Annotated in this window: 26 protein-coding genes; 12 read left to right on the forward strand and 14 right to left on the reverse strand. The window is 43.7% G+C overall.

The features are described from left to right. The 3 genes from EFB11_RS02725 (at position 1) to EFB11_RS02735 (ending at position 1,409) form a co-directional block, all read left to right on the forward strand. Complete coding sequence (locus EFB11_RS02725) at positions 1-336, forward strand: hypothetical protein (RefSeq protein WP_122788821.1); 336 nt, start codon at positions 1-3, stop codon at positions 334-336. A 2-nt stretch (positions 337-338) separates the two neighbouring features. Beyond that, complete coding sequence (locus EFB11_RS02730) at positions 339-977, forward strand: hypothetical protein (RefSeq protein ID WP_122788822.1); 639 nt, start codon at positions 339-341, stop codon at positions 975-977. Positions 978-1,133: 156 nt separating this feature from the next. Continuing rightward, positions 1,134-1,409, forward strand: a complete 276-nt coding sequence (locus EFB11_RS02735) for a hypothetical protein (protein WP_122788823.1) — start codon at positions 1,134-1,136, stop codon at positions 1,407-1,409. Between the two features lie 22 nt (positions 1,410-1,431). Here the strand turns inward: EFB11_RS02735 and EFB11_RS02740 are convergent, their stop codons facing one another. The 8 genes from EFB11_RS02740 to EFB11_RS02775 all read right to left on the reverse strand — a co-directional run bounded on the left by EFB11_RS02740 (position 1,432) and on the right by EFB11_RS02775 (position 7,839). Continuing rightward, positions 1,432-1,890: a replication/maintenance protein RepL gene (locus tag EFB11_RS02740; RefSeq protein ID WP_164706571.1), complete on the reverse strand. Its 459-nt coding sequence runs from the start codon at positions 1,888-1,890 to the stop codon at positions 1,432-1,434. 1,626 nt (positions 1,891-3,516) lie between these two features. Continuing rightward, complete coding sequence (locus tag EFB11_RS02750; RefSeq protein ID WP_122788826.1) at positions 3,517-3,708, reverse strand: helix-turn-helix transcriptional regulator; 192 nt, start codon at positions 3,706-3,708, stop codon at positions 3,517-3,519. Between the two features lie 416 nt (positions 3,709-4,124). Further along, positions 4,125-4,628, reverse strand: a complete 504-nt coding sequence (locus EFB11_RS02755) for a hypothetical protein (protein WP_122788827.1) — start codon at positions 4,626-4,628, stop codon at positions 4,125-4,127. Further along, a complete protein-coding gene (locus EFB11_RS16695) occupies positions 4,629-4,802 on the reverse strand; it encodes a hypothetical protein (RefSeq protein ID WP_164706572.1) in 174 nt (57 codons plus the stop codon). A 26-nt stretch (positions 4,803-4,828) separates the two neighbouring features. Further along, positions 4,829-5,179: a hypothetical protein gene (locus tag EFB11_RS02760; RefSeq protein WP_122788828.1), complete on the reverse strand. Its 351-nt coding sequence runs from the start codon at positions 5,177-5,179 to the stop codon at positions 4,829-4,831. Between the two features lie 4 nt (positions 5,180-5,183). Further along, positions 5,184-5,459, reverse strand: a complete 276-nt coding sequence (locus EFB11_RS02765) for a hypothetical protein (RefSeq protein WP_122788829.1) — start codon at positions 5,457-5,459, stop codon at positions 5,184-5,186. 14 nt (positions 5,460-5,473) lie between these two features. Beyond that, the gene (locus EFB11_RS02770) at positions 5,474-7,513 is read right to left on the reverse strand and encodes an LPD29 domain-containing protein (protein ID WP_164706573.1); all 2,040 of its coding nucleotides are present in this window, start codon (positions 7,511-7,513) and stop codon (positions 5,474-5,476) included. After that, positions 7,477-7,839 (reverse strand): hypothetical protein, encoded by a 363-nt coding sequence (locus tag EFB11_RS02775; RefSeq protein WP_122788831.1) that lies wholly within the window; start codon positions 7,837-7,839, stop codon positions 7,477-7,479. Before EFB11_RS02775 ends, EFB11_RS02770 begins: the two co-directional genes overlap by 37 nt. A gap of 176 nt (positions 7,840-8,015) precedes the next feature. Between EFB11_RS02775 and EFB11_RS02780 the strand changes: the two genes are divergently transcribed. Next, positions 8,016-8,195 (forward strand): hypothetical protein, encoded by a 180-nt coding sequence (locus EFB11_RS02780; protein WP_122788832.1) that lies wholly within the window; start codon positions 8,016-8,018, stop codon positions 8,193-8,195. Positions 8,196-8,228: 33 nt separating this feature from the next. Here the strand turns inward: EFB11_RS02780 and EFB11_RS16700 are convergent, their stop codons facing one another. Next, positions 8,229-8,393, reverse strand: coding sequence for a hypothetical protein (locus EFB11_RS16700; protein WP_164706574.1), 165 nt, complete (start codon positions 8,391-8,393; stop codon positions 8,229-8,231). A gap of 143 nt (positions 8,394-8,536) precedes the next feature. Continuing rightward, positions 8,537-8,662: a hypothetical protein gene (locus EFB11_RS17325; protein WP_279220522.1), complete on the reverse strand. Its 126-nt coding sequence runs from the start codon at positions 8,660-8,662 to the stop codon at positions 8,537-8,539. Between the two features lie 195 nt (positions 8,663-8,857). Between EFB11_RS17325 and EFB11_RS17330 the strand changes: the two genes are divergently transcribed. The 3 genes from EFB11_RS17330 (at position 8,858) to EFB11_RS02795 (ending at position 10,312) form a co-directional block, all read left to right on the forward strand. After that, complete coding sequence (locus tag EFB11_RS17330) at positions 8,858-9,070, forward strand: helix-turn-helix domain-containing protein (protein ID WP_122788833.1); 213 nt, start codon at positions 8,858-8,860, stop codon at positions 9,068-9,070. Between the two features lie 342 nt (positions 9,071-9,412). Further along, positions 9,413-9,643, forward strand: coding sequence for a hypothetical protein (locus EFB11_RS02790; protein WP_122788834.1), 231 nt, complete (start codon positions 9,413-9,415; stop codon positions 9,641-9,643). Next, entirely contained in the window at positions 9,644-10,312 is a 669-nt protein-coding gene (locus EFB11_RS02795; RefSeq protein WP_122788835.1) for a Panacea domain-containing protein, read from the forward strand. A gap of 453 nt (positions 10,313-10,765) precedes the next feature. Here the strand turns inward: EFB11_RS02795 and EFB11_RS02800 are convergent, their stop codons facing one another. Both EFB11_RS02800 and EFB11_RS02805 read right to left on the reverse strand, forming a co-directional pair. Further along, complete coding sequence (locus EFB11_RS02800) at positions 10,766-11,524, reverse strand: phage antirepressor KilAC domain-containing protein (protein ID WP_243115150.1); 759 nt, start codon at positions 11,522-11,524, stop codon at positions 10,766-10,768. 220 nt (positions 11,525-11,744) lie between these two features. Continuing rightward, positions 11,745-12,785, reverse strand: a complete 1,041-nt coding sequence (locus EFB11_RS02805; protein WP_122788837.1) for a hypothetical protein — start codon at positions 12,783-12,785, stop codon at positions 11,745-11,747. 200 nt (positions 12,786-12,985) lie between these two features. Between EFB11_RS02805 and EFB11_RS02810 the strand changes: the two genes are divergently transcribed. The 5 genes from EFB11_RS02810 (at position 12,986) to EFB11_RS02830 (ending at position 15,965) form a co-directional block, all read left to right on the forward strand. Then, positions 12,986-13,159 (forward strand): CopG family transcriptional regulator, encoded by a 174-nt coding sequence (locus EFB11_RS02810; protein ID WP_122788838.1) that lies wholly within the window; start codon positions 12,986-12,988, stop codon positions 13,157-13,159. A 114-nt stretch (positions 13,160-13,273) separates the two neighbouring features. Next, a complete protein-coding gene (locus EFB11_RS02815) occupies positions 13,274-13,534 on the forward strand; it encodes a hypothetical protein (protein ID WP_122788839.1) in 261 nt (86 codons plus the stop codon). A gap of 150 nt (positions 13,535-13,684) precedes the next feature. Continuing rightward, a complete protein-coding gene (locus EFB11_RS02820; RefSeq protein ID WP_122788840.1) occupies positions 13,685-14,440 on the forward strand; it encodes a phage antirepressor KilAC domain-containing protein in 756 nt (251 codons plus the stop codon). Between the two features lie 67 nt (positions 14,441-14,507). Continuing rightward, complete coding sequence (locus EFB11_RS02825) at positions 14,508-14,858, forward strand: BRO family protein (RefSeq protein WP_122788841.1); 351 nt, start codon at positions 14,508-14,510, stop codon at positions 14,856-14,858. Positions 14,859-15,041: 183 nt separating this feature from the next. Then, on the forward strand, positions 15,042-15,965 hold the full coding sequence (locus EFB11_RS02830; RefSeq protein ID WP_164706575.1) for a tyrosine-type recombinase/integrase: 924 nt from the start codon (positions 15,042-15,044) through the stop codon (positions 15,963-15,965). A 24-nt stretch (positions 15,966-15,989) separates the two neighbouring features. Here EFB11_RS02830 and EFB11_RS16705 read toward each other — a convergent pair whose 3' ends face one another. Together EFB11_RS16705 and EFB11_RS02835 are read right to left on the reverse strand one after the other, a co-directional pair. Beyond that, positions 15,990-17,042 carry a hypothetical protein gene (locus tag EFB11_RS16705; protein WP_164706576.1) on the reverse strand — a complete coding sequence of 351 codons (1,053 nt, stop codon included), beginning with the start codon at positions 17,040-17,042 and terminating at the stop codon, positions 15,990-15,992. A gap of 23 nt (positions 17,043-17,065) precedes the next feature. After that, entirely contained in the window at positions 17,066-17,362 is a 297-nt protein-coding gene (locus EFB11_RS02835) for a hypothetical protein (protein ID WP_122788843.1), read from the reverse strand. Position 17,363 lies beyond the last annotated feature (1 nt).

The raw sequence follows: 17,363 nt of genomic DNA on the forward strand, positions 1-17,363 counted from the left end.
ATGAAAAACGATGTTGAAAAGAAAGAGTACATTGAGAGATCGGAAGTAGAGAACGCGATTCGTGCGCTATACCCGTCTATGTCAACACCAGATGGTTCAGGTGAAAACGACGATTTGATTTTGGCAGCACAGGAAATGTGTGCCGATGCAATCAAGGCAGTGCGTGATGTTCCAACTGCCGACGTTGAGCCAGTGGTGCATGCAAAATGGAAATCTGTATATGGTACACATCGTCCAAGGGTTGCATGTACGAACTGCAAGTACGACGTAAAATCGCAACTCAAATATTATAAGCGTTGCCCGAACTGTGGCGCAAAGATGGATGGAGGTAAATAACCATGAAGTTCAGAGACCCGAAAACCGGTGAAGTGTTTGACGATATTATGAAAGCAAAAGACAGATATTGCAGATGTAAATACTGCAAAGATGATGGAGAAATTTCGAAAGAACGATTATGTAAACTACCAAACAAGACAACTGGGTATTCATACAGTTGCAGAGCGTTCTGTGTTGAACACCCAGCAGAAGCCGCACGCCTGATGGGCTATGAAGTAATCGAGGACAAGCAGAAGGAAGAAGGCGATAAGCCTAGAATTTGTGAAATCCTTGGCGTTGATGTAGGCGAAAAATTTTGGTATCCAGGAGAAGCGGGACCATTAGTTGTAACGAAAGAGGGGTATGTTATGATCGCGGAAGAACAATATCAAATCAGAGATGAAATTGGAATATTTACAAACACTGAAAAGCTTACAAAGCACCCTGAAAAGATTATTCGGAAACCTAAATTGACTCCATCAGAAGTGGAGGATATCAAAGTATTAAAGCGTCTGTTTGATGTAAAATTTGATAAAATCCTGTGCTTGTTTGCATGCAATGAAAGAATTATATTCCTGCAAGATAACGAATGCACTAAGATAAAGCTGAACAAAGACGCATTCCCTTCACTTGCACCCGGTCAATCAGTGCGTTTAGTGTAATTCGCTGCAATCAAGAGAATAATGCACATAAAATAAACTCACATAAATAATGTAGGATTTTGAGAAAATTCGTAAGTAGGTAGGAAAGGGTACGTGAAGCCGCGCAAAATCAAAAAGCGCTTCAAATACATACTATATTAAAAGGAGTTAAAACAAATGAAGGAAACTACTTACGAACACGAAGCAGGCAGAGAGTATTTCGCCATCACAGCAGCCGAAAGATGGAGTATCAGTATGATTAAGAAACTCCACGAAAAGCACCCAGAAGAAGTGGAGATCACCCAAAACAAGGACGGCTCCATCTATGCCAAAGTGCCGCTGTCCTGGATGCGGATTCACCCCAAACGCACTCGCACCATGACGGACGAAGAACGCGCAGCGGCAGCAGAACGGCTCCGCAAAGGAAGAGAACAAAAGAAACTGAACCAGTAAAACAAGAACCGGCCATTACCATTCAATCGGTAGTGGCCGGTTTCTCTTTTGGCTTGGTCGGTGATTCTTCAATTCCTACCCTCATGCTATGAATACGTTCCCAACTCCCCCTACCAAGAACAAACGGATTTAAAATATACGTCCCCTTCGCCACTCGGATGATGATGTGAGCAGCAATCAGCTTCTTCAAAGCATACTCGACATTGCCAACCGTGCATTCGGCAGCTTCCGCAATCTCTCGCTTGATATGGGAATTTACAATGACCTCCGGTTTCCTCCCCGTGGGCGCGCTTTGCTGGATGATGTACTGCAAGATCAAGCTTTCAGTCTTTGAACGTGAGAATACATCTACCCCGCTCCCAATGTACACCTTCACATAAGGCTGCTCCGGCTCCTTCCCCGAAGTAAAGACAGAGTATTGATTCGTTATCTCCCCCGTCAAATTATCAACCGTCGTATACGTCTGTATCCTCTTTCGCATGCCGATTTTCGTCCACCTCCAAAATCCAATTTTCTGAACTTTTTCGCGCTCTAAACGCATATGGAAAATTTTGTGTTGTAGTCCAGACTACCATACTACCATAGTCTACACTACCATACTACCATAGTCCAGACTACTATACAGTTTTTCAAAAAATCATTTACTGTAACCGATTTTTTGAGGTTTTTCCGAATCGCTTCCTCTTATATAATCTATGCCTACCTTTACCATCCGAAAAAGTTCAAAGTTATAAATTCGTTTTTGGTGCCTCCGCCCCTCACCCGCTCCCACGCTGCCACCTATCTGCAACGCCCCTGCCCCATGCCCGGACACCATGTGAACCATGCGTGGAACCTGTCCGATCTTCACCGGGGAAATCTGCCATCACGAAGAATTTACCCTCCGCATTGCCCTAGAACGCTGGTATCATGCTTCCTGATATGCAGTGCGGGGAAAATGAAATGTGGGTCAAGGGGTGTGTGGAGAGTATAGCACACACATGTTTCGTGTTTCCAAAACTGGAGGCTACTTGAAAACTACCCCCTCCCACAGCAGGCGAAATGTGAAAAAGTCCTCCTGTTCTGGAAAATTCAAGGGTGAGACTTCTCATTCCAATGTGTAATGAGAAGTTAAAAGGCCGGATTTTTGTATAAAATGACCACAAAATTATCGATTTCTGGAATGATTTCACTAGTTGCAACTAGCAAAATCACCAAAAGCCTATTTCATACTTATCAGGTATGAATTGATGACCCTCCGAGAAATGAGAAAATTTGTAAATATCCTGATTCTGTAAAATGGATATAAATTCCAGACGAGTATTATCCCGAAATCCGGGTAACAGCCGATGTCATGATTTTACATACTTTTCCAAACCATTCTCACTTCATTCTCATTCTCATTCTCACCCGTTCTCACTTTTCACATCATTCCCCAAAAAATAAAATACAGGGCGTATGACAATCTGTATTTGCTCCGCACCCCAAAGACAAGGCCTGTACTGCTCCGCATACAAACAAGGTCTTTGCCTGGATGTCTTGTATATAAAGCGGTTTTCCTGCGCTGTATTTGATTTTCGCTTTTCGGGTATGTGTTTATATGCCTGTTTGGCTTACGTTGTTTCTGCGCGTTCTGCGCGGCTGTATGCGGTTGGCTTGTGTGTATGTACTGATGATACCATAATGATATGCTTATTGTCTATCCCTCTGAGCTGCCCCGTGGTTGCTCTACTCATACCCTATACACTCTGTACACAAGGACCGCACAAAGTGGCATATACGGGTCATGGGGTGAAATGCAAGGCCGGTTCGATCTGGGCTTGTGCCGTTGCTGCTGATCGTGGTTTGTGCTGCGCCCTGGCTGGCTCTCTCCCTATACGCTCTGCAAGTGGCTCTGTATATGTTGCGCGTATTGTGATAGCATGTTGGAACGGATGCAAGACAAAAGAAAAGCCGCCCCGGATGGGGCGGCGTACAGTTATGATATTTCAACGACTCCAAATTTCCGCTTGTCGGGGTCGTGTTCGTTGTTCCATTCCATTTCAGCGATAGCTTTGAATCTATCATCGGTCTGCAAAATACAATGGCGATAGCGCATAGAGTCCTCAACAAAAACCATATACATAGATTATTCCTCATCCGTAGTATAAAAGTCATCCAGACTGATATTGAGTGCATCGCATATTATGCGCGCCGTAGATATGCGGCAATCTCCGCGTCGCTCAATATCTTCTATGGTTCTTCGTGACAGGCCACATAAATCTGCAAGCCTGGATTGTGATAGACCAGCCTGTTGGCGTAATTGCTTGAGCATAAGCATATGTGCATCAATCCTTTCCGCGTGCCGCTTTTCGTATTACAAGCACAAAAACGGCTAGAGCGTTTATGATAACTAATGTCCGATTAGCTGGTTGCCATTGACACGCGACAGCAGCGATAAGATTCGCTATCAGGAGTAAGACAAGGAATTTTCGTTTATTCATATTGATTTATCCGGTGGAATAGAATAGAATAAAGAAGTGGAGGGCTTCCGCCCTCCGCCCTGGCTGTCAACTAAGACTTTAATGCTGTAATCAAAGCCGCTAGTGCAAATACTGCTTCGATTATCAGTTCAATTATGTCTATGGTTGATGGCCTTTTCTTTTTTGTCCTTTTGCCCACCGGACTACCTCCTTTCCTTTAGTATGGTTAAATTATACCACGTATAGACGTGGCAGTCAATAGGAAATCCAAAGTTTATTTTGCATTTTCCAAATATTTTTTTGTGCGTCCTCTTGCCTGCTCAATCCTGCGCCAAGTGGTGGATGGTGCTGCGCCTATGTGCTGTGATATTTCTGTGATCGTGTATCCATAGGACAGCATTTGCACCAGCTCGCCGCCCCTGTCTATTGCGTCGCGTATTGCGATGGCATCGACCATTGTATCGGGTTCGGGGGCGTCGATGTCATCGAGATCTAAATAATGGGTATGTTTTTTTTGTGCCCTGATAGCGCGGCGCACTGCTTCATATGCTGCCCGCCGGATTTTTGAATCTGGTGTATCGTCTGTCTGGTTCGATGACTCCTGCATAATAATGTATGCGTCCGCGGCTAGATCGGCGTAAGTTGTGTATGTGCGGTTTAGCTGGCTTCCCGTGCGTCGTGCATAATTGGAGGCCGCAATTTTTACGGCCTCCACAAGTGCGTTATATTGCCGCAACTCTGCGGCGTGCCTCTCCCGCTCGGCGTTGTAGTCAATCATTTATCCCACCTCATAGCCATTGATGCCGACAAAATATTCCTGGCCCATAGTGTTTACAAATGCGCTGTCCCCGTCGCCGTCGGTCTGGATGTCCAGCGTTTTGATGGTTGCAAGGTGTCCGGCGGTGAATGCCATAGCGGCGGTGATGATGATAGCAATGATGGTCTTTTTCATGGTTTTAGCCCTCCATACAAAATTTTTTAGTGATTGTTATTTTTAGTGGCGGTCCAATGCTTGCCACACTGGCGCACAAAATAAAGGTGTCGCCCATAATCTTCGATTGCATCGCCGGACGGGTTCAGTCCGTGCGACAGCATTGCCATAATACAATGCTTTTTCAGTTCTCGCAGTGCTGCGAAATAATCGTCTCGCCTTGCGTCAATATCGTATTCGACAAGCAAAATAACTTGGTGCAAGTTATCAAAAAATCCGTCAAGGTCGAAATCTACGGAAACCACGCCCAGAATTTTCAAAAGATCGTTTTCGAGCGCTTCACACTGATTCAAGATGCCGAACCGCTGCGCGGTTTCTTTTTGTTTGTTGTCTTTCATCGCTTTATATCTCCACTCTGACTATCTCTAATCCTTCGTCTGCTACATCGGGCAAAAATGTCCCCAGCATTTCCGGAGTTGTATAAATTTTGTAACCGTCCGCGCTTTCAAAACATACAAGCTCTGTTTCTTTGTCGCACAGATGTAAAACATATTCGCGCCCGGCGTACAGATAACGCGCCCCATCGATATAATAAGCAGTCGCGTCCGCGCGCGTTTCTGCGGCTAGTTCCTCTATTGTTTTCGTAAGCTTTCCGCTTTTGTCTCTGTATCTTTTCATTAGGTACTCCCCCCTTATTTCCCGTTATAGTCAATATAGATTTTCGCGCCATGCTCGCGCAAATACTCGCGTACCGCTTCCATTGCTGCCGGGTCGCATGATGTAAAGCGGCTTTTCCGCATTGTTACGCCTTCCATAGTGCCGGGCAAATCCTCCCAAAAGAGCGAATCAGGTAAATTGATATTACCGGACACAATTAGCACGGACGGCCCACGGTGCAGCGTCATGTAATGCAATCCGCGCTTGTGTTTGGGCTTGACGATGATTTTAGCCGCGTCATCATATTGCGCATAGCGTACAGGCTCCCAGCTCGACCACGTTGCAGCCGTAGTCGATACGCCACCGAATTCACTTTCTTTGATGATCGTCACCCGCTCGCCGGTGGGAATGTTTGCGCGTGTAAGCCGTTCGCGGATTGAGTTGCGTTCAGACATGCGGCGATAAAGCCACATTTTAAGATCATCAATAGATACCGCTTGGACAATTTCCCTTGTGATCGTGTCCATATGCGGCTCCATTGCGTTTTTGTAGTCCTCTGACGTTTTCCAATCGCCGCCGCATAAGTCTAATTTTTCAATGGTTTCTGCGCTGATGTCCTCAATGCAGCGCGCCGCGTCGAGAACCTCCGGGTTTTGTTCCGGTTCGGCGGGGATGGGCAGACGTTCGGCGCAACCATCCCACGGCGCGACGGCGATATAACGGGCATAGTTATAGCCTTCATCATCTACAACCGCCCAAAGTTCGCCGGTCGTGGTATAGATAGCGGTTGCGAGTGTATACCATTTCACGCTTTCGCGCTCGTCTGCGTCCATGTTATGGCAGTCAATCATTGAGCCAATACGGGCGTCAAATGTGCGGCTACCGCCTACGGCGCGGAAAAGTTCGGGTACATCATGCAACAAAGCTTTTTCGCCCCATGCGTTGAGCAGTTCGGCGGGTGCGGTGATTTCTTCCAAAATAATGCAATCAGAAATATCAACCGCGTTTTCTTCTGCGGCTTCGCGAGCTTCATTCAGATCGGACGCTTTACGCGTAAGCGGTGCGCTGGGGATGATATATTGTTCTGATTCTTCCAGCGCGCGGACGGTCGCCGCTGCTTTCAATGCTTCAATAGCTGCATGGGCTTCGGCTTCCCGCCGTTCAAATTCTTTTGCGGCTTCTGCGCGGCGTGCTTTTTCTTCTTCCCATTCGCGTTTCTGGCGTTCTTCTTCCTTGCGCTGTTCTTCTGCAATTCGGGCGCGGAAAGCTTCGATTTCCTGCGTCTGTGCTTCGGTGGGTTCGGTCTGTTTGTAGTTGTAAGCGATTCCGACAGTCTCATAAAAGTTAACATCAAAATAGTCTGTCATGCTGTCCGAATCATCGTAGTTATAAGATTTCAGCAGTTGGCGCGCGTAATCTTCAATAGCAGATAATTCCGGGGACTTTTCAGCCCATTCCCGCATATTTTCACAGCCTTTAGCGTTTTCGTAGGGGGCCGAAACAAGATAGACATTAACGGAGTTATAACCCGCCGTCGTCACGCTCCATTTTGTACCGGGAAAACGCTGGGACAGATGCTTTTTGACCGTTGCGGCAATTTCCTTGTTAGACATGCCGCGCTTGTAGTTGCTGCCAACAAAACGCGCGTGGCAATCATCGCCACCAGGGCCGGGGGTCCAGCGCGTGCGCTCCCAAAGATCGGGAATGCTTTCGGCGGTTACGCTTGTAACGGTTTCCGCGCTCTCAGCGTTTGCAATCTGCATTGCGATTTTCAGAGTCTTTTCAGACTGCCGCGCCCACCATAAACGCTGCGCGCGGCTCCACCGATAACCGGCGGCCTTGATTGCTTCCAGCACATCGGCGGCGGGCTTTCTGTCAAAGCGGATTTCTACGCCATTCTTTTCGGCGTTCAGTGTGTATGTTGCGTTCATTGTTGTTTTCTCCTTTCTTAAATCCCCCACGCCATGCACAGCAGCGGCGCGGCAATAATAAACGTGAAAAGTAAAAATACTAAAATGTTTTTCAACTGTATACCCCCTTATGCCGTCAGTTCGATGTAAAATGAGCCGTCGCAATCTTCGACGCACCAATGGTACCCGCCAAGGTAATACTCGCAGCGCCCAGTGCTTTCGTTCCAATACGCTTCCCGGTCGTTCCAACAACCGTTTTCAATGCTTTCGATGATTCCGTCTTTCCATCCGACAAAATGCTCGGCAAATTCGGTTTTCTCAATCGCGTTAAAAAAGCGATTTACTGCCGTTTTCCAGCGTTTGCAATCCGTCATCAGGTCTGCGCAAATTGTTCCGTATTTAGGATTCTTGACGATGGCGACCAATTCATAGTCTTGTTTATGTTCGCATTCGCAAAACGCATCGAAGTTTTCAAAAATCATAGTTTTCATTATTCGCACCGCACTTTCTGTATTGTGTTCTGTTCTTTCGTTGTGTCTATATTATTACATGGTTTAACCATATTATCAAGTAGTAAATTTGCACAAAGTTAAACCATGTATTTTGCATAATTTATGTATTGTTAAGTTAATGAATAGCGTGTATAATGTTGCCGGGAGGTGATACCGTGGCTTTGACAGAATCACAGCGACGCGCAAACAATAAATATATTGCCAAACACATGACCGTTTTAGGTTGTAAGGTTCGCAAAGACTATGCCGAGACGGTACGAGAAAAGGCGAAAGCAGAGGGAACGACAGTGAATGCGATATTGAGAAAAGCGCTTGATGATTTCATGCAAGAATAAGAGCAGCCCGGCGAGTGATCGCCGGGCTTTGTTTTAGTCCTGCGCGCGAGAAAGCGCGGCGGCATAGCTTTTAAAAATGTATTGTCCTGCTTTTCGCATCTGCTCGACTTCTGCTTTGGTCAAGTGAATTTCTTGCACATCGCCGGAAGGCTGGCCGAAAGCATCTAGCGGGAGAATATACCATTTACCTTTGTGCATTGTTATCGCTCCATTTTATATAAAGGCGTCTTGATTTCGTTGCCTTACTTGGTTTATAATCAAGGTAGCCGGGGTAAGGCTCCCGGCTTGCCTTGTGCGTTGGCTTGCGGTGTTGCTTTGCGGGCGTTACCGCAAGCCGTTATTTAATTTGTTTTAGCCTGCCGGATGATTTCAGCGGCTTCGCTTGGCGTCTTGGCGGTTGCTTCGATCAGCTTCGCCAAGGTTTCCAAGAATGCGTTGAACTCTGCATTCGTCATGCCTTCGGTCATTACCTCACTTCCTTTCATAAGAGGTTTGCGCCTCTGCCTTACAAATATATTATAGTCTATTTTATGACTACACGCAATAGGTAATAGATATTTTTATGACTATATTTCTGCTAAATATATAGCTATAATTTTGTCTATAATGACCAGAAAAAATGATGGGTGCTAATGGCTATATATAGTGTAAGGGTGATGTAAATGATTAGATATAAGTTTGACGTGCTGGAAAGTTTGAAGAAAACCGGAATCACGACGTATTCACTAACAAAAATCTATAAAATGTCCCCAGCAATAGTGCAAAAGCTGCGGGAAAACGATTGCAATATTAGTGTATTGACGATCAATAAACTATGTGGAATGTTACAATGTCAACCAGGCGATTTGTTGGAATGGTTGCCCGATGATAAATAATGGTATATGTGTAATTAAATAGAATTTTACGAAAAAAATTACATGTTTGATGGAAAATAATTCAATGGAATAAATTAGAAATAACCTTGAATTTCTCGCGCTTGCGCGTAGGGGTAACACGCGGTTCAAAAATCCCCCCGGCACTGGATATGATATATTGTTTTCGGGATCGAACCGGTGAATATATCGTTAGGGCGCGATAAAAAATTCCACGGGACTTTAATGTGTTTCCAACACAAAATCAAAAAAATCAAAGTTTGATAGGAAATATTAAAAGTGTACTTAGCATTTTTCGTAAGAATTTTGCAAGTACACTTTCCGATTTTATGGAGGTTTGATGATATGGATTTTGTAGGATGTTGCAAGGTATGTGTTTCAAATGCGGAATTTGTAAAGCAATTCAATCGCATTACTGGAAATCATTTGGGAGAACGCCGAAATCCAATCGAGATTGCGATAGATCAAGCATGCGGATACGACCCGGATAAATCGTTAATGCAAGCCTTTTGCACATTTGTGTTTGAGTATGTATGGGTTCCGATGACTGCGCAATGTGGAACGGAGATGGAATGAATGTCTGAGAAAACATCCAATTGCATTTGTACGCGCTGTTTCCATAGCTATGTTTGCGAAAAATACAATGCGGATAGAGATGCAGCCCGTGACAGATGTGCATATAATAACGATCACTTTGTTGGATTCGATGCAATAAATATCAATGTGCAAGACTCCAAAGCGAGTTCATCCGATTATCTACGTGGTACGGCTCCATACAAAGTAAAGCATATCGCGGGCTACATTATATTACGACACAATCAATATCGGATTGCGATTCAAAATCTGCGATTGCAGTACATATTGTATGCAGCATGGATTGAGTATTCATACCATAATAATAGGAGTTTGTTCAACGAAGATTTCTATGCGATGAATTTTGGGCCAGCGTGCCTTGATGTATATTGGAAATACTGCGCATGGGGCGGGATGGATATATCTGTGAGCGAAGCTTTACTATATGAAGATAGGCTGCACTTAGATACCGAAGATATAGATTTCCTTGACCGAATTGTTGGAAAGTATGCGCATATATCCACTCATGATCTGAGTGAATGGACGCGCATGGAGGGTTCGCCATGGCATCATATATATAAAGAGTTGCATAGACCGAATAGAAGGATTCCATTCGATATGATAAGAAGAATGGGGCAAACATTTAATTCATATAATAATACTGTGAATTAAAAACAAAAGTCGCTCCGCCTACGATCATAAACAAAAGTACCTATAAAGCTTGACTCGCTCCGCATACTGCTATAACCAAAAGTGGGGATAAGACCGACTCCCTCCACTCACGATCATAACCAAAAGCGGGGGATAGGTTGTAAGTAATTCGATTGTGTGGTATAATCAATCGTGTAGAGAAAACGGCGCTTGTATCAGTTTTGACTGATCTATGCACAAACGAAAAGAGCAACATCCTACGACTGGTACTTGTGGGATGTTGCTCTTTTTATTTTTGAATATAAAAAGGACCTTTCCGAATGGTGGAATACTCAGAAAGACCCTCATGCTGATACAGAAAAATGAACTCTATTCATAACACTATGAACAATCAAAGAATCCTGTAGCTTGAATATGTAGCTTATTTATATTATACAGCATTCATATACAAAAAGCAAGCGATTGCAGAAGATTTTAAGCGACTCCTACCATCAAGAGTCGGAATGTCTCACGCCCTTTGGGCGTGACCATAGTTTGCGTACCGCCCCATTGTGTTTTTTCATTGTAGCATTCTTTCAACTCAAAAATTTCATCATCCACATGGGTCTGATACGGCATTAGCTTGCCTTTCCTGTCTCGGTACAAATACTTTTTCTCTAACAGGAATGAAACAAACTTATTCTGCTGGATGCCAAGTTCTTTTGCGGTTTCACGCAAACCGGTCAGCAAATTACGATCAACCAGTTCATCAAAGTATGCAGCTTTGGGAGCCATGATTTGATTTTCTACTGTCAGTGCAGAGATACGGGCTTCGCGCTCGGCCAGCGTCTTTTGCGCAACCATCAACGCCTTTGCCATTAGTTCTTCGGCGCTCATTTCCTCTTGACCAGCGATATATCCACCGTGCTTGCGGATGGAAGGAATAACTTCATCTGCGATCTTCGCTTGGAAAGCTTCGGCTGCGGCGTTCTTCGCTTTCATCGCAAGGCGATAGAAAATGTTTTCCGGGATGAAACCATCTTTCGCCCACTTGTGGTCGAAACCAAATTCATCCAAAAATCCAAAGACGCGCTCCCAACGAATCGTGTTGTACTCAACCCCATTTTTGGTTTCCGTCTTAGTGAATCCTAATCCGCGTGCCACACTTTCCAGTTTGAGATAGGCCGTGCCATCTTTTTCAAAGCACTCGACCCCACTGATGTTGATAATCTCGGTGATGTAATTTTCTTCCATACTATTTTCTCCTTTCAAGTGTTTCATTTTTTTTGGAAATTAAAAAGGCGCGGAACACACCAAATCATACTCAACTACTACTTAGCTAGTATGGTTTGGCGCGTTCCGCGCCGTAATAATCATATTGGATTACACCCATTATATCATAAGTGGAGCATCCGGGGCAAGAAAAATTTATAAAATATCGTGTGATGCAAATTCTTTGTGGATTGTCGTGGTATTAGTCATTCAGGGCAACAACAGCAAAGAATCTTGAATCTATAATCCCTACCCCAATCGAATATTGCCCATCTGTATAACATTCTATCGGGCCATTACCACCCTCAAAGTCGCCGACATAAATAAATCCGCATTTCAGTAAAAGGGAATGGTAATCAATTAAAAGGTTTTCATTCTGTGAAAGTGCGTCATCCAGATCGAGTACATCATAATAATATCCATCCAGACCGGCAAGTTTACCAATATCCGACTCTGGAATACCCGCAAACGCTCCAAAATCAGGAACACTTGGATATCGACTATAATAAGCTATATCCTCTGTTCCTGCACTCTCTCCCATATAAAAGAACGTATTGCCATCTGTTTGATAGGTGGAAATCATCACAGAAAACGTGCCTTCTGGAGAATACCCAAACGAAACATACAATCCGTCCTTTTTATACTGATCGACCTTTCCGACTTGAACGACTCCCCATTTTGTATCAAAATCGAATTTATTTACAAACTGGAATCCAGCAGATTCCAACAACCTTCGATACGGTATGGTGCCAATGGTTCCGGAAGTACCGTTGTAGACATACACCGTTGCACTTCCATCATTGGATGTCTTAATATCTTGTAATGTTGTATCATCTGGATAAAGCGTTGCAAAGTCAGGAACAGAGGGATAGTCTTTGTATCCAGAAAAATCACTTGTCTCATTTTGCGGGATATCGCTGGCTCCGTCACCTACTACAACCGCATTCTGGCTCTCATTCCACCCAATTTCGACACCCAATGTTTCGGATAATTTACGTACAGGTAAATATACCGTCCACCCTCCATTTTCATCCTCATACGTAATACTTCCAGGAGCAGATGTTCCATTTTGAAGTGTATAATTTTCTCCTTCTTTAGAAATTGTCTTGCCATCAGCTATTACATTCACTAAGTTTGGAGTCATTGAGCCTGTTACGGCAGCAAATGCCGGGATTATTAGTCCGGATATAGCACATGAGCAAAAAATCCCCGCAAAAAAACTTTTTCTGTCAAAGTTTTTCATAATAATACCTCTTTCAAACCCTAATTTCCTTGTAATGATTTACATGTATTTGATATACCTCCAATATCATATTTTTATTTTACCATATCAAGAATCTATTTCCAATACAAATACAAAGAAATATTTTCTAAAAACACCTTGACTTTTTGTGCTCCAACAATTATACTGTATTTAGAGAGTGCAGAAAGTAGGTGATTAAAATGAGCCCTCGCACAGGGCGTCCAAAAGCAGAAAATCCATTAAATGTAAATTTAAAGGTGCGTTTTGACCAAGAAACCAATAATCGATTGTTGGATTATTGCGAAAAGCATGGGGTTACACGCACAGAAGCGATTCGTCGTGGGATACATTTGCTTTTGGAACAAGAAAAATAAGGTGTCGGCTCCCTGACAAAGAATACGACACCTTAGAACACCAATCCCGAAGGGATGGTAAATCTATTATACCATATCCTTCGGGGTTTACAAGACACCAGGAGGAAAAGCAAAATGAAAAACAGACCCTTTCCAGAGATCATAAACGCGCACCATGCGGATGCACTAAGCCGAATGGAAGAAGATGCAGAACTGAATGCGTTGTACGAAGCGGAATGGTCGTTGCCGTGCGAAGATGTTCGCAGCATGCTAGATAGCGGCGACGTGAACGCGGCTTCTGATTTCATCGCAATGCACCAAGTCAAGACCGAGCGCATGGGATTCCTGCTGGGCTACCGCTACGCCATGCAGCTTGCACGGGAAATCTTTGTATAATTCACACAAAGAATATACCCTTGACTTCGGCTGAAAAATCGCATATACTATGACCACACAAACGGCGCACTTCCGCGCCACTCATACAGTCAAACTGTATTGGTGGTCGGGGTGCGCCGTTTTTCGTTTTCTCAGAAAGGAGCATGCTATATGAATGAATTGCAAATTTTCCAGAATGCAGAGTTTGGAACGATTCGAACAATCGAGGAAAACGGCAAAGTGCTGTTCTGCGGGTCGGATGTGGCTAAGGCATTGGGATATAAGAATCCTACAAAAGCCATTGCAGACCACTGCAAAGGAACTGTGGAGAGACGGGCTAACGATTCGTTAGGTCGTCAGCAGAATATGAAATTTATCACCGAAGGCGATATTTACCGCTTGGGGGCAAAGTCTGAGTTACCGGGTGCAGATAAGTTTGAATGCTGGATTTTTGATGAAGTCCTCCCCTCTATCCGCAAGCATGGCGCATACATGACACCTGAAACACTGGAAGCTGCAATCATGAATCCTGATACACTTATCAAGATTGCAACTGCGCTCAAGGATGAACAAGAGAAGCGCAAGGCATTGGAAATCGCCAATTCCGAACTAACTGTTGACAACCAGATCATGAAACCCAAAGCGGACTATTTCGATGAAATCGTAGATAGGAACCTACTTACCAATTTCCGCGAAACGGCAAAGCAACTTAATGTGCCGCCGAGAAAGTTTGTAAGCTTCCTGATCGAAAAGAAATATGCCTATCGAGATAAGAAAGGTAAGCTCCAACCGTACCAGCAGTATGTGGAAAGCGGCCTGTTCTGCCTGAAAGAGTGCTTGAATGAAAAGACCGGATGGGGAGGAACACAAACACTCATTACGCCGAAGGGACGTGAAACGTTTCGGCTGCTGTTTATTGCTGCGTAACCTATCATAGAATTTTAGCATTGAATATAGCCACTCAATATGCATTTTCTATGAAAGGAGCACAGAAATGAATCAAACGTCTACGTTGCAAATTTTGAAGTCCGAAACATTTGGAACAGTAAAATGTGATTTCTATGGCGACGGAAATCAAGTATACATGACCCGAGAGCAAATCGGAACTGCTTTAGGATATTCCAACCCCAAACGCGCCATTTCAGATATTCACAAGAGACACAAGGAAAGACTGGACAAGTTCTCAAGGGTAACGCAGATTGCGTACCCCTCCGGTGGAAAACAAGATGTGTATATCTACAACAGAAAAGGCGTTATGGAAATCTGCCGATGGAGTCAACAGGAAAAAGCTGATGCTTTTATCGAAGGCGGCGTAATACCCCTTGCTTCAGCTATGGGGATATAAGCCGCCTCAATGTGGTAGGGCGGGACACGCCCAAACCTATACGCTCGGGGAGATCGTGTAAGACCTGCTTGCAGGCAATGGTCGCTGAACTGAGAATCCCCTGCCTTTAGGCATGGGGAGTGTCAAGTGTGGCTAAGGAAGCGCAAGAACAGTGAAATGAGTATTGAGAAAGAGGGTTTTATTATGCCTACAATTCAAGATTTCGAAAAAGGGATTCAAAAATATTTTCGGTCGTGCGCTTTTTTAGCTGATTCATCCGTAACCCAACGTCGTCTTGTATGTGATAAACTGATCGAATATATGAGCGACAGAAAGAATGAGCAAATCACCGTCGAAACATTGATTGACTTCCGCAACAGCATGGATGAATTTAAGCCCAGCACGATAAACAAATATATGCGTATCCTAAAATCTATCTTCGCTTGGATGCTTGATATGGGTATATGGTATGGAGGAAATCCGGTGAGAAAGAACATGGAAGTTCCTCAGCATCAGCACGAAATCAAGAATGTTCTGAACGATAACGATATGATGCGAATTGTCAGGAGACGCGAAGATGCAGAAAAGAGTATTGTATACTTACGTAGACGTGCTATTACTCTGCTGCTTGTCACATCTGCCATGCGCGAATCTGAGTTGATCGAATTGCGTCCCATTGATTTAAACTGGGATAAAGGCACAATATATATTGCTAATGGTAAAGGCGGAAAAGATCGTACTGTGCTATTTTATAGTGTTGCGCAGGAAGCCGTAAAGGAATATATGAAGTTTCGTCCCGAATCTGCCACAGACCAAGATGCAGTATTCTTGGCAAATGATTGGAGAGGTGCACATAAGTTGGACCGGCGCAGCATCATTACGGATGTAAAAGAATACATTCGAAGCACAACAGGACGGACGGATATTTCTCCCCACTCGCTTCGTCATACTGCTGCTAGATATATGTTATCGAATGGTGTTCCAATGGCAGAGATTCAAGCACTGCTTGGACATTCTACAAGTGCAATCACAGAACATTATGCGAAGCTTCTCGCGCCCGATGTCACTCCGATCAATTCAGCATCAACAGCGTTTGACAAAGTATATCCCCACGGAACATCTGTTTGAGTTCCGTGGGGATTTTTTTGTGCGTCAAGATGTTGGCATATTGTTTGAAACATAGTTGTTTGTGCCATTGTCTGTTACGCCAGACCAATGTGTGAATGATGTACCACCTTGATATGCCACACCGCCATTGCATGTAACATTATTATACGATGTTCCTGTTCCCAATGTAATTCCGTTTCCTGCTGCAAAAGTATTCCCCATAATGTTGTTGCAAGCACACACATGGTTTGTAGTTGAGCCTGATCCTGATTGCAAAGAAAGCGAACCATAAAAAATATTTCCGATCAAAGTGCATTTTTGGCAGTCAGTCATAGTTACATTTCCAAAAAAACTATTGAAATGCATAAATGTATCCGTTTTTTGAGCGATTGCACCACATTCAACAAATGAAATTCCATTAAGTGAGCAGTTTTCAATATATGAATTGCTGAGTGAAAGCGTACTAGATATTAGTGCGCTATTATATGCATGGAGAGAAAATTCATCGGAAGGCGGAATGATGGCATTCACACTTTCTCCTTCCATATATACATTCGAAAGATATAAAATTCCTGTGGAAGTTCCATATTTAATTAAAAACTGTGACGGAAATGAAAGGTTAGATAAAGTAATCCCCCTCATATATAGAGTATTGTCAAATGAATTGTCCATATATATAAGCGAAGAAACATTTTGATCTGATGATGTAATCTTCACAGTGTTTGGGAAATATGTTCCACCATCATTTTTTGAACCATATTGTTGTCCTTCAATCATAATATTCGATAGTGGTAAGATTGGATTGGAAACAGTATACGTGCCATCAAGAAGTAAAATGTTTGCTCCTATTTCTGTCGCCTTTTGAATAGCTTGGTTGATCTCCACTTCGTCCGAAGCCCCGTCACATATATAATCACAAGTAGAAAGCGTGGCACCGCTTTGTGTTGTTCCGACAATAATATATCCTCGTCCAGATCCGCCGATTCCATCCAAATTTTGCAATGTATCAGTGATTGCTTGTAACTCTGATGCATTGATCGGTGGCGATTGATTGTTTATCCATGTAGGGCTTATATATCTTCCGTTTGAAATTGGCATGTATAATTCATCCCTTTCTGTTCTTAAAGCTGATCGCCTATTCCAAAGCTGACTGCAATTGCATTACTCATGCCATACCAATATTGCACCAAAACCATATCGCCAATTTGAGCAGATGATAGCGCTGCTACATATGGAATATTAAATATCTGGGTATCATTTGGCTGCATAACTCCAAGTGTTGTACCATTAGGGGTAGTAACAACAGTCACCTTTTTCATGCGAATGCAGTTTTTTGTTTGATTTTGAATTTCTTGAATAATCTTAGGTCGCAATTCGTTCCATGCTCGTACTGCTTCCACCTGATCTTGATTTTGCATG

The organism is Intestinibacillus sp. Marseille-P6563, assembly GCF_900604335.1.
In the GTDB taxonomy this organism is placed as follows: Bacteria; Bacillota; Clostridia; order Oscillospirales; family Butyricicoccaceae; genus Butyricicoccus_B.

Bases quoted from the DNA above. Each gene is read 5' to 3' on its own strand.
- EFB11_RS02760 (WP_122788828.1), bottom strand. From the start codon at position 5,179: ATGAAAGACAACAAACAAAAAGAAACCGCGCAGCGGTTCGGCATCTTG.
- EFB11_RS02750 (WP_122788826.1), bottom strand. From the start codon at position 3,708: ATGCTTATGCTCAAGCAATTACGCCAACAGGCTGGTCTATCACAATCC.
- EFB11_RS02835 (WP_122788843.1), bottom strand. From the start codon at position 17,362: ATGCAAAATCAAGATCAGGTGGAAGCAGTACGAGCATGGAACGAATTG.
- EFB11_RS17330 (WP_122788833.1), top strand. From the start codon at position 8,858: ATGATTAGATATAAGTTTGACGTGCTGGAAAGTTTGAAGAAAACCGGA.
- EFB11_RS16705 (WP_164706576.1), bottom strand. From the start codon at position 17,042: ATGCCAATTTCAAACGGAAGATATATAAGCCCTACATGGATAAACAAT.
- EFB11_RS02725 (WP_122788821.1), top strand. From the start codon at position 1: ATGAAAAACGATGTTGAAAAGAAAGAGTACATTGAGAGATCGGAAGTA.
- EFB11_RS02790 (WP_122788834.1), top strand. From the start codon at position 9,413: ATGGATTTTGTAGGATGTTGCAAGGTATGTGTTTCAAATGCGGAATTT.
- EFB11_RS02775 (WP_122788831.1), bottom strand. From the start codon at position 7,839: ATGAAAACTATGATTTTTGAAAACTTCGATGCGTTTTGCGAATGCGAA.
- EFB11_RS02740 (WP_164706571.1), bottom strand. From the start codon at position 1,890: ATGCGAAAGAGGATACAGACGTATACGACGGTTGATAATTTGACGGGG.
- EFB11_RS02830 (WP_164706575.1), top strand. From the start codon at position 15,042: ATGCCTACAATTCAAGATTTCGAAAAAGGGATTCAAAAATATTTTCGG.
- EFB11_RS16700 (WP_164706574.1), bottom strand. From the start codon at position 8,393: ATGCACAAAGGTAAATGGTATATTCTCCCGCTAGATGCTTTCGGCCAG.
- EFB11_RS02800 (WP_243115150.1), bottom strand. From the start codon at position 11,524: ATGGAAGAAAATTACATCACCGAGATTATCAACATCAGTGGGGTCGAG.
- EFB11_RS02815 (WP_122788839.1), top strand. From the start codon at position 13,274: ATGAAAAACAGACCCTTTCCAGAGATCATAAACGCGCACCATGCGGAT.
- EFB11_RS02730 (WP_122788822.1), top strand. From the start codon at position 339: ATGAAGTTCAGAGACCCGAAAACCGGTGAAGTGTTTGACGATATTATG.
- EFB11_RS17325 (WP_279220522.1), bottom strand. From the start codon at position 8,662: ATGACCGAAGGCATGACGAATGCAGAGTTCAACGCATTCTTGGAAACC.
- EFB11_RS02735 (WP_122788823.1), top strand. From the start codon at position 1,134: ATGAAGGAAACTACTTACGAACACGAAGCAGGCAGAGAGTATTTCGCC.
- EFB11_RS02795 (WP_122788835.1), top strand. From the start codon at position 9,644: ATGTCTGAGAAAACATCCAATTGCATTTGTACGCGCTGTTTCCATAGC.
- EFB11_RS02765 (WP_122788829.1), bottom strand. From the start codon at position 5,459: ATGAAAAGATACAGAGACAAAAGCGGAAAGCTTACGAAAACAATAGAG.
- EFB11_RS02810 (WP_122788838.1), top strand. From the start codon at position 12,986: ATGAGCCCTCGCACAGGGCGTCCAAAAGCAGAAAATCCATTAAATGTA.
- EFB11_RS02755 (WP_122788827.1), bottom strand. From the start codon at position 4,628: ATGATTGACTACAACGCCGAGCGGGAGAGGCACGCCGCAGAGTTGCGG.
- EFB11_RS02825 (WP_122788841.1), top strand. From the start codon at position 14,508: ATGAATCAAACGTCTACGTTGCAAATTTTGAAGTCCGAAACATTTGGA.
- EFB11_RS02820 (WP_122788840.1), top strand. From the start codon at position 13,685: ATGAATGAATTGCAAATTTTCCAGAATGCAGAGTTTGGAACGATTCGA.
- EFB11_RS02805 (WP_122788837.1), bottom strand. From the start codon at position 12,785: ATGAAAAACTTTGACAGAAAAAGTTTTTTTGCGGGGATTTTTTGCTCA.
- EFB11_RS16695 (WP_164706572.1), bottom strand. From the start codon at position 4,802: ATGAAAAAGACCATCATTGCTATCATCATCACCGCCGCTATGGCATTC.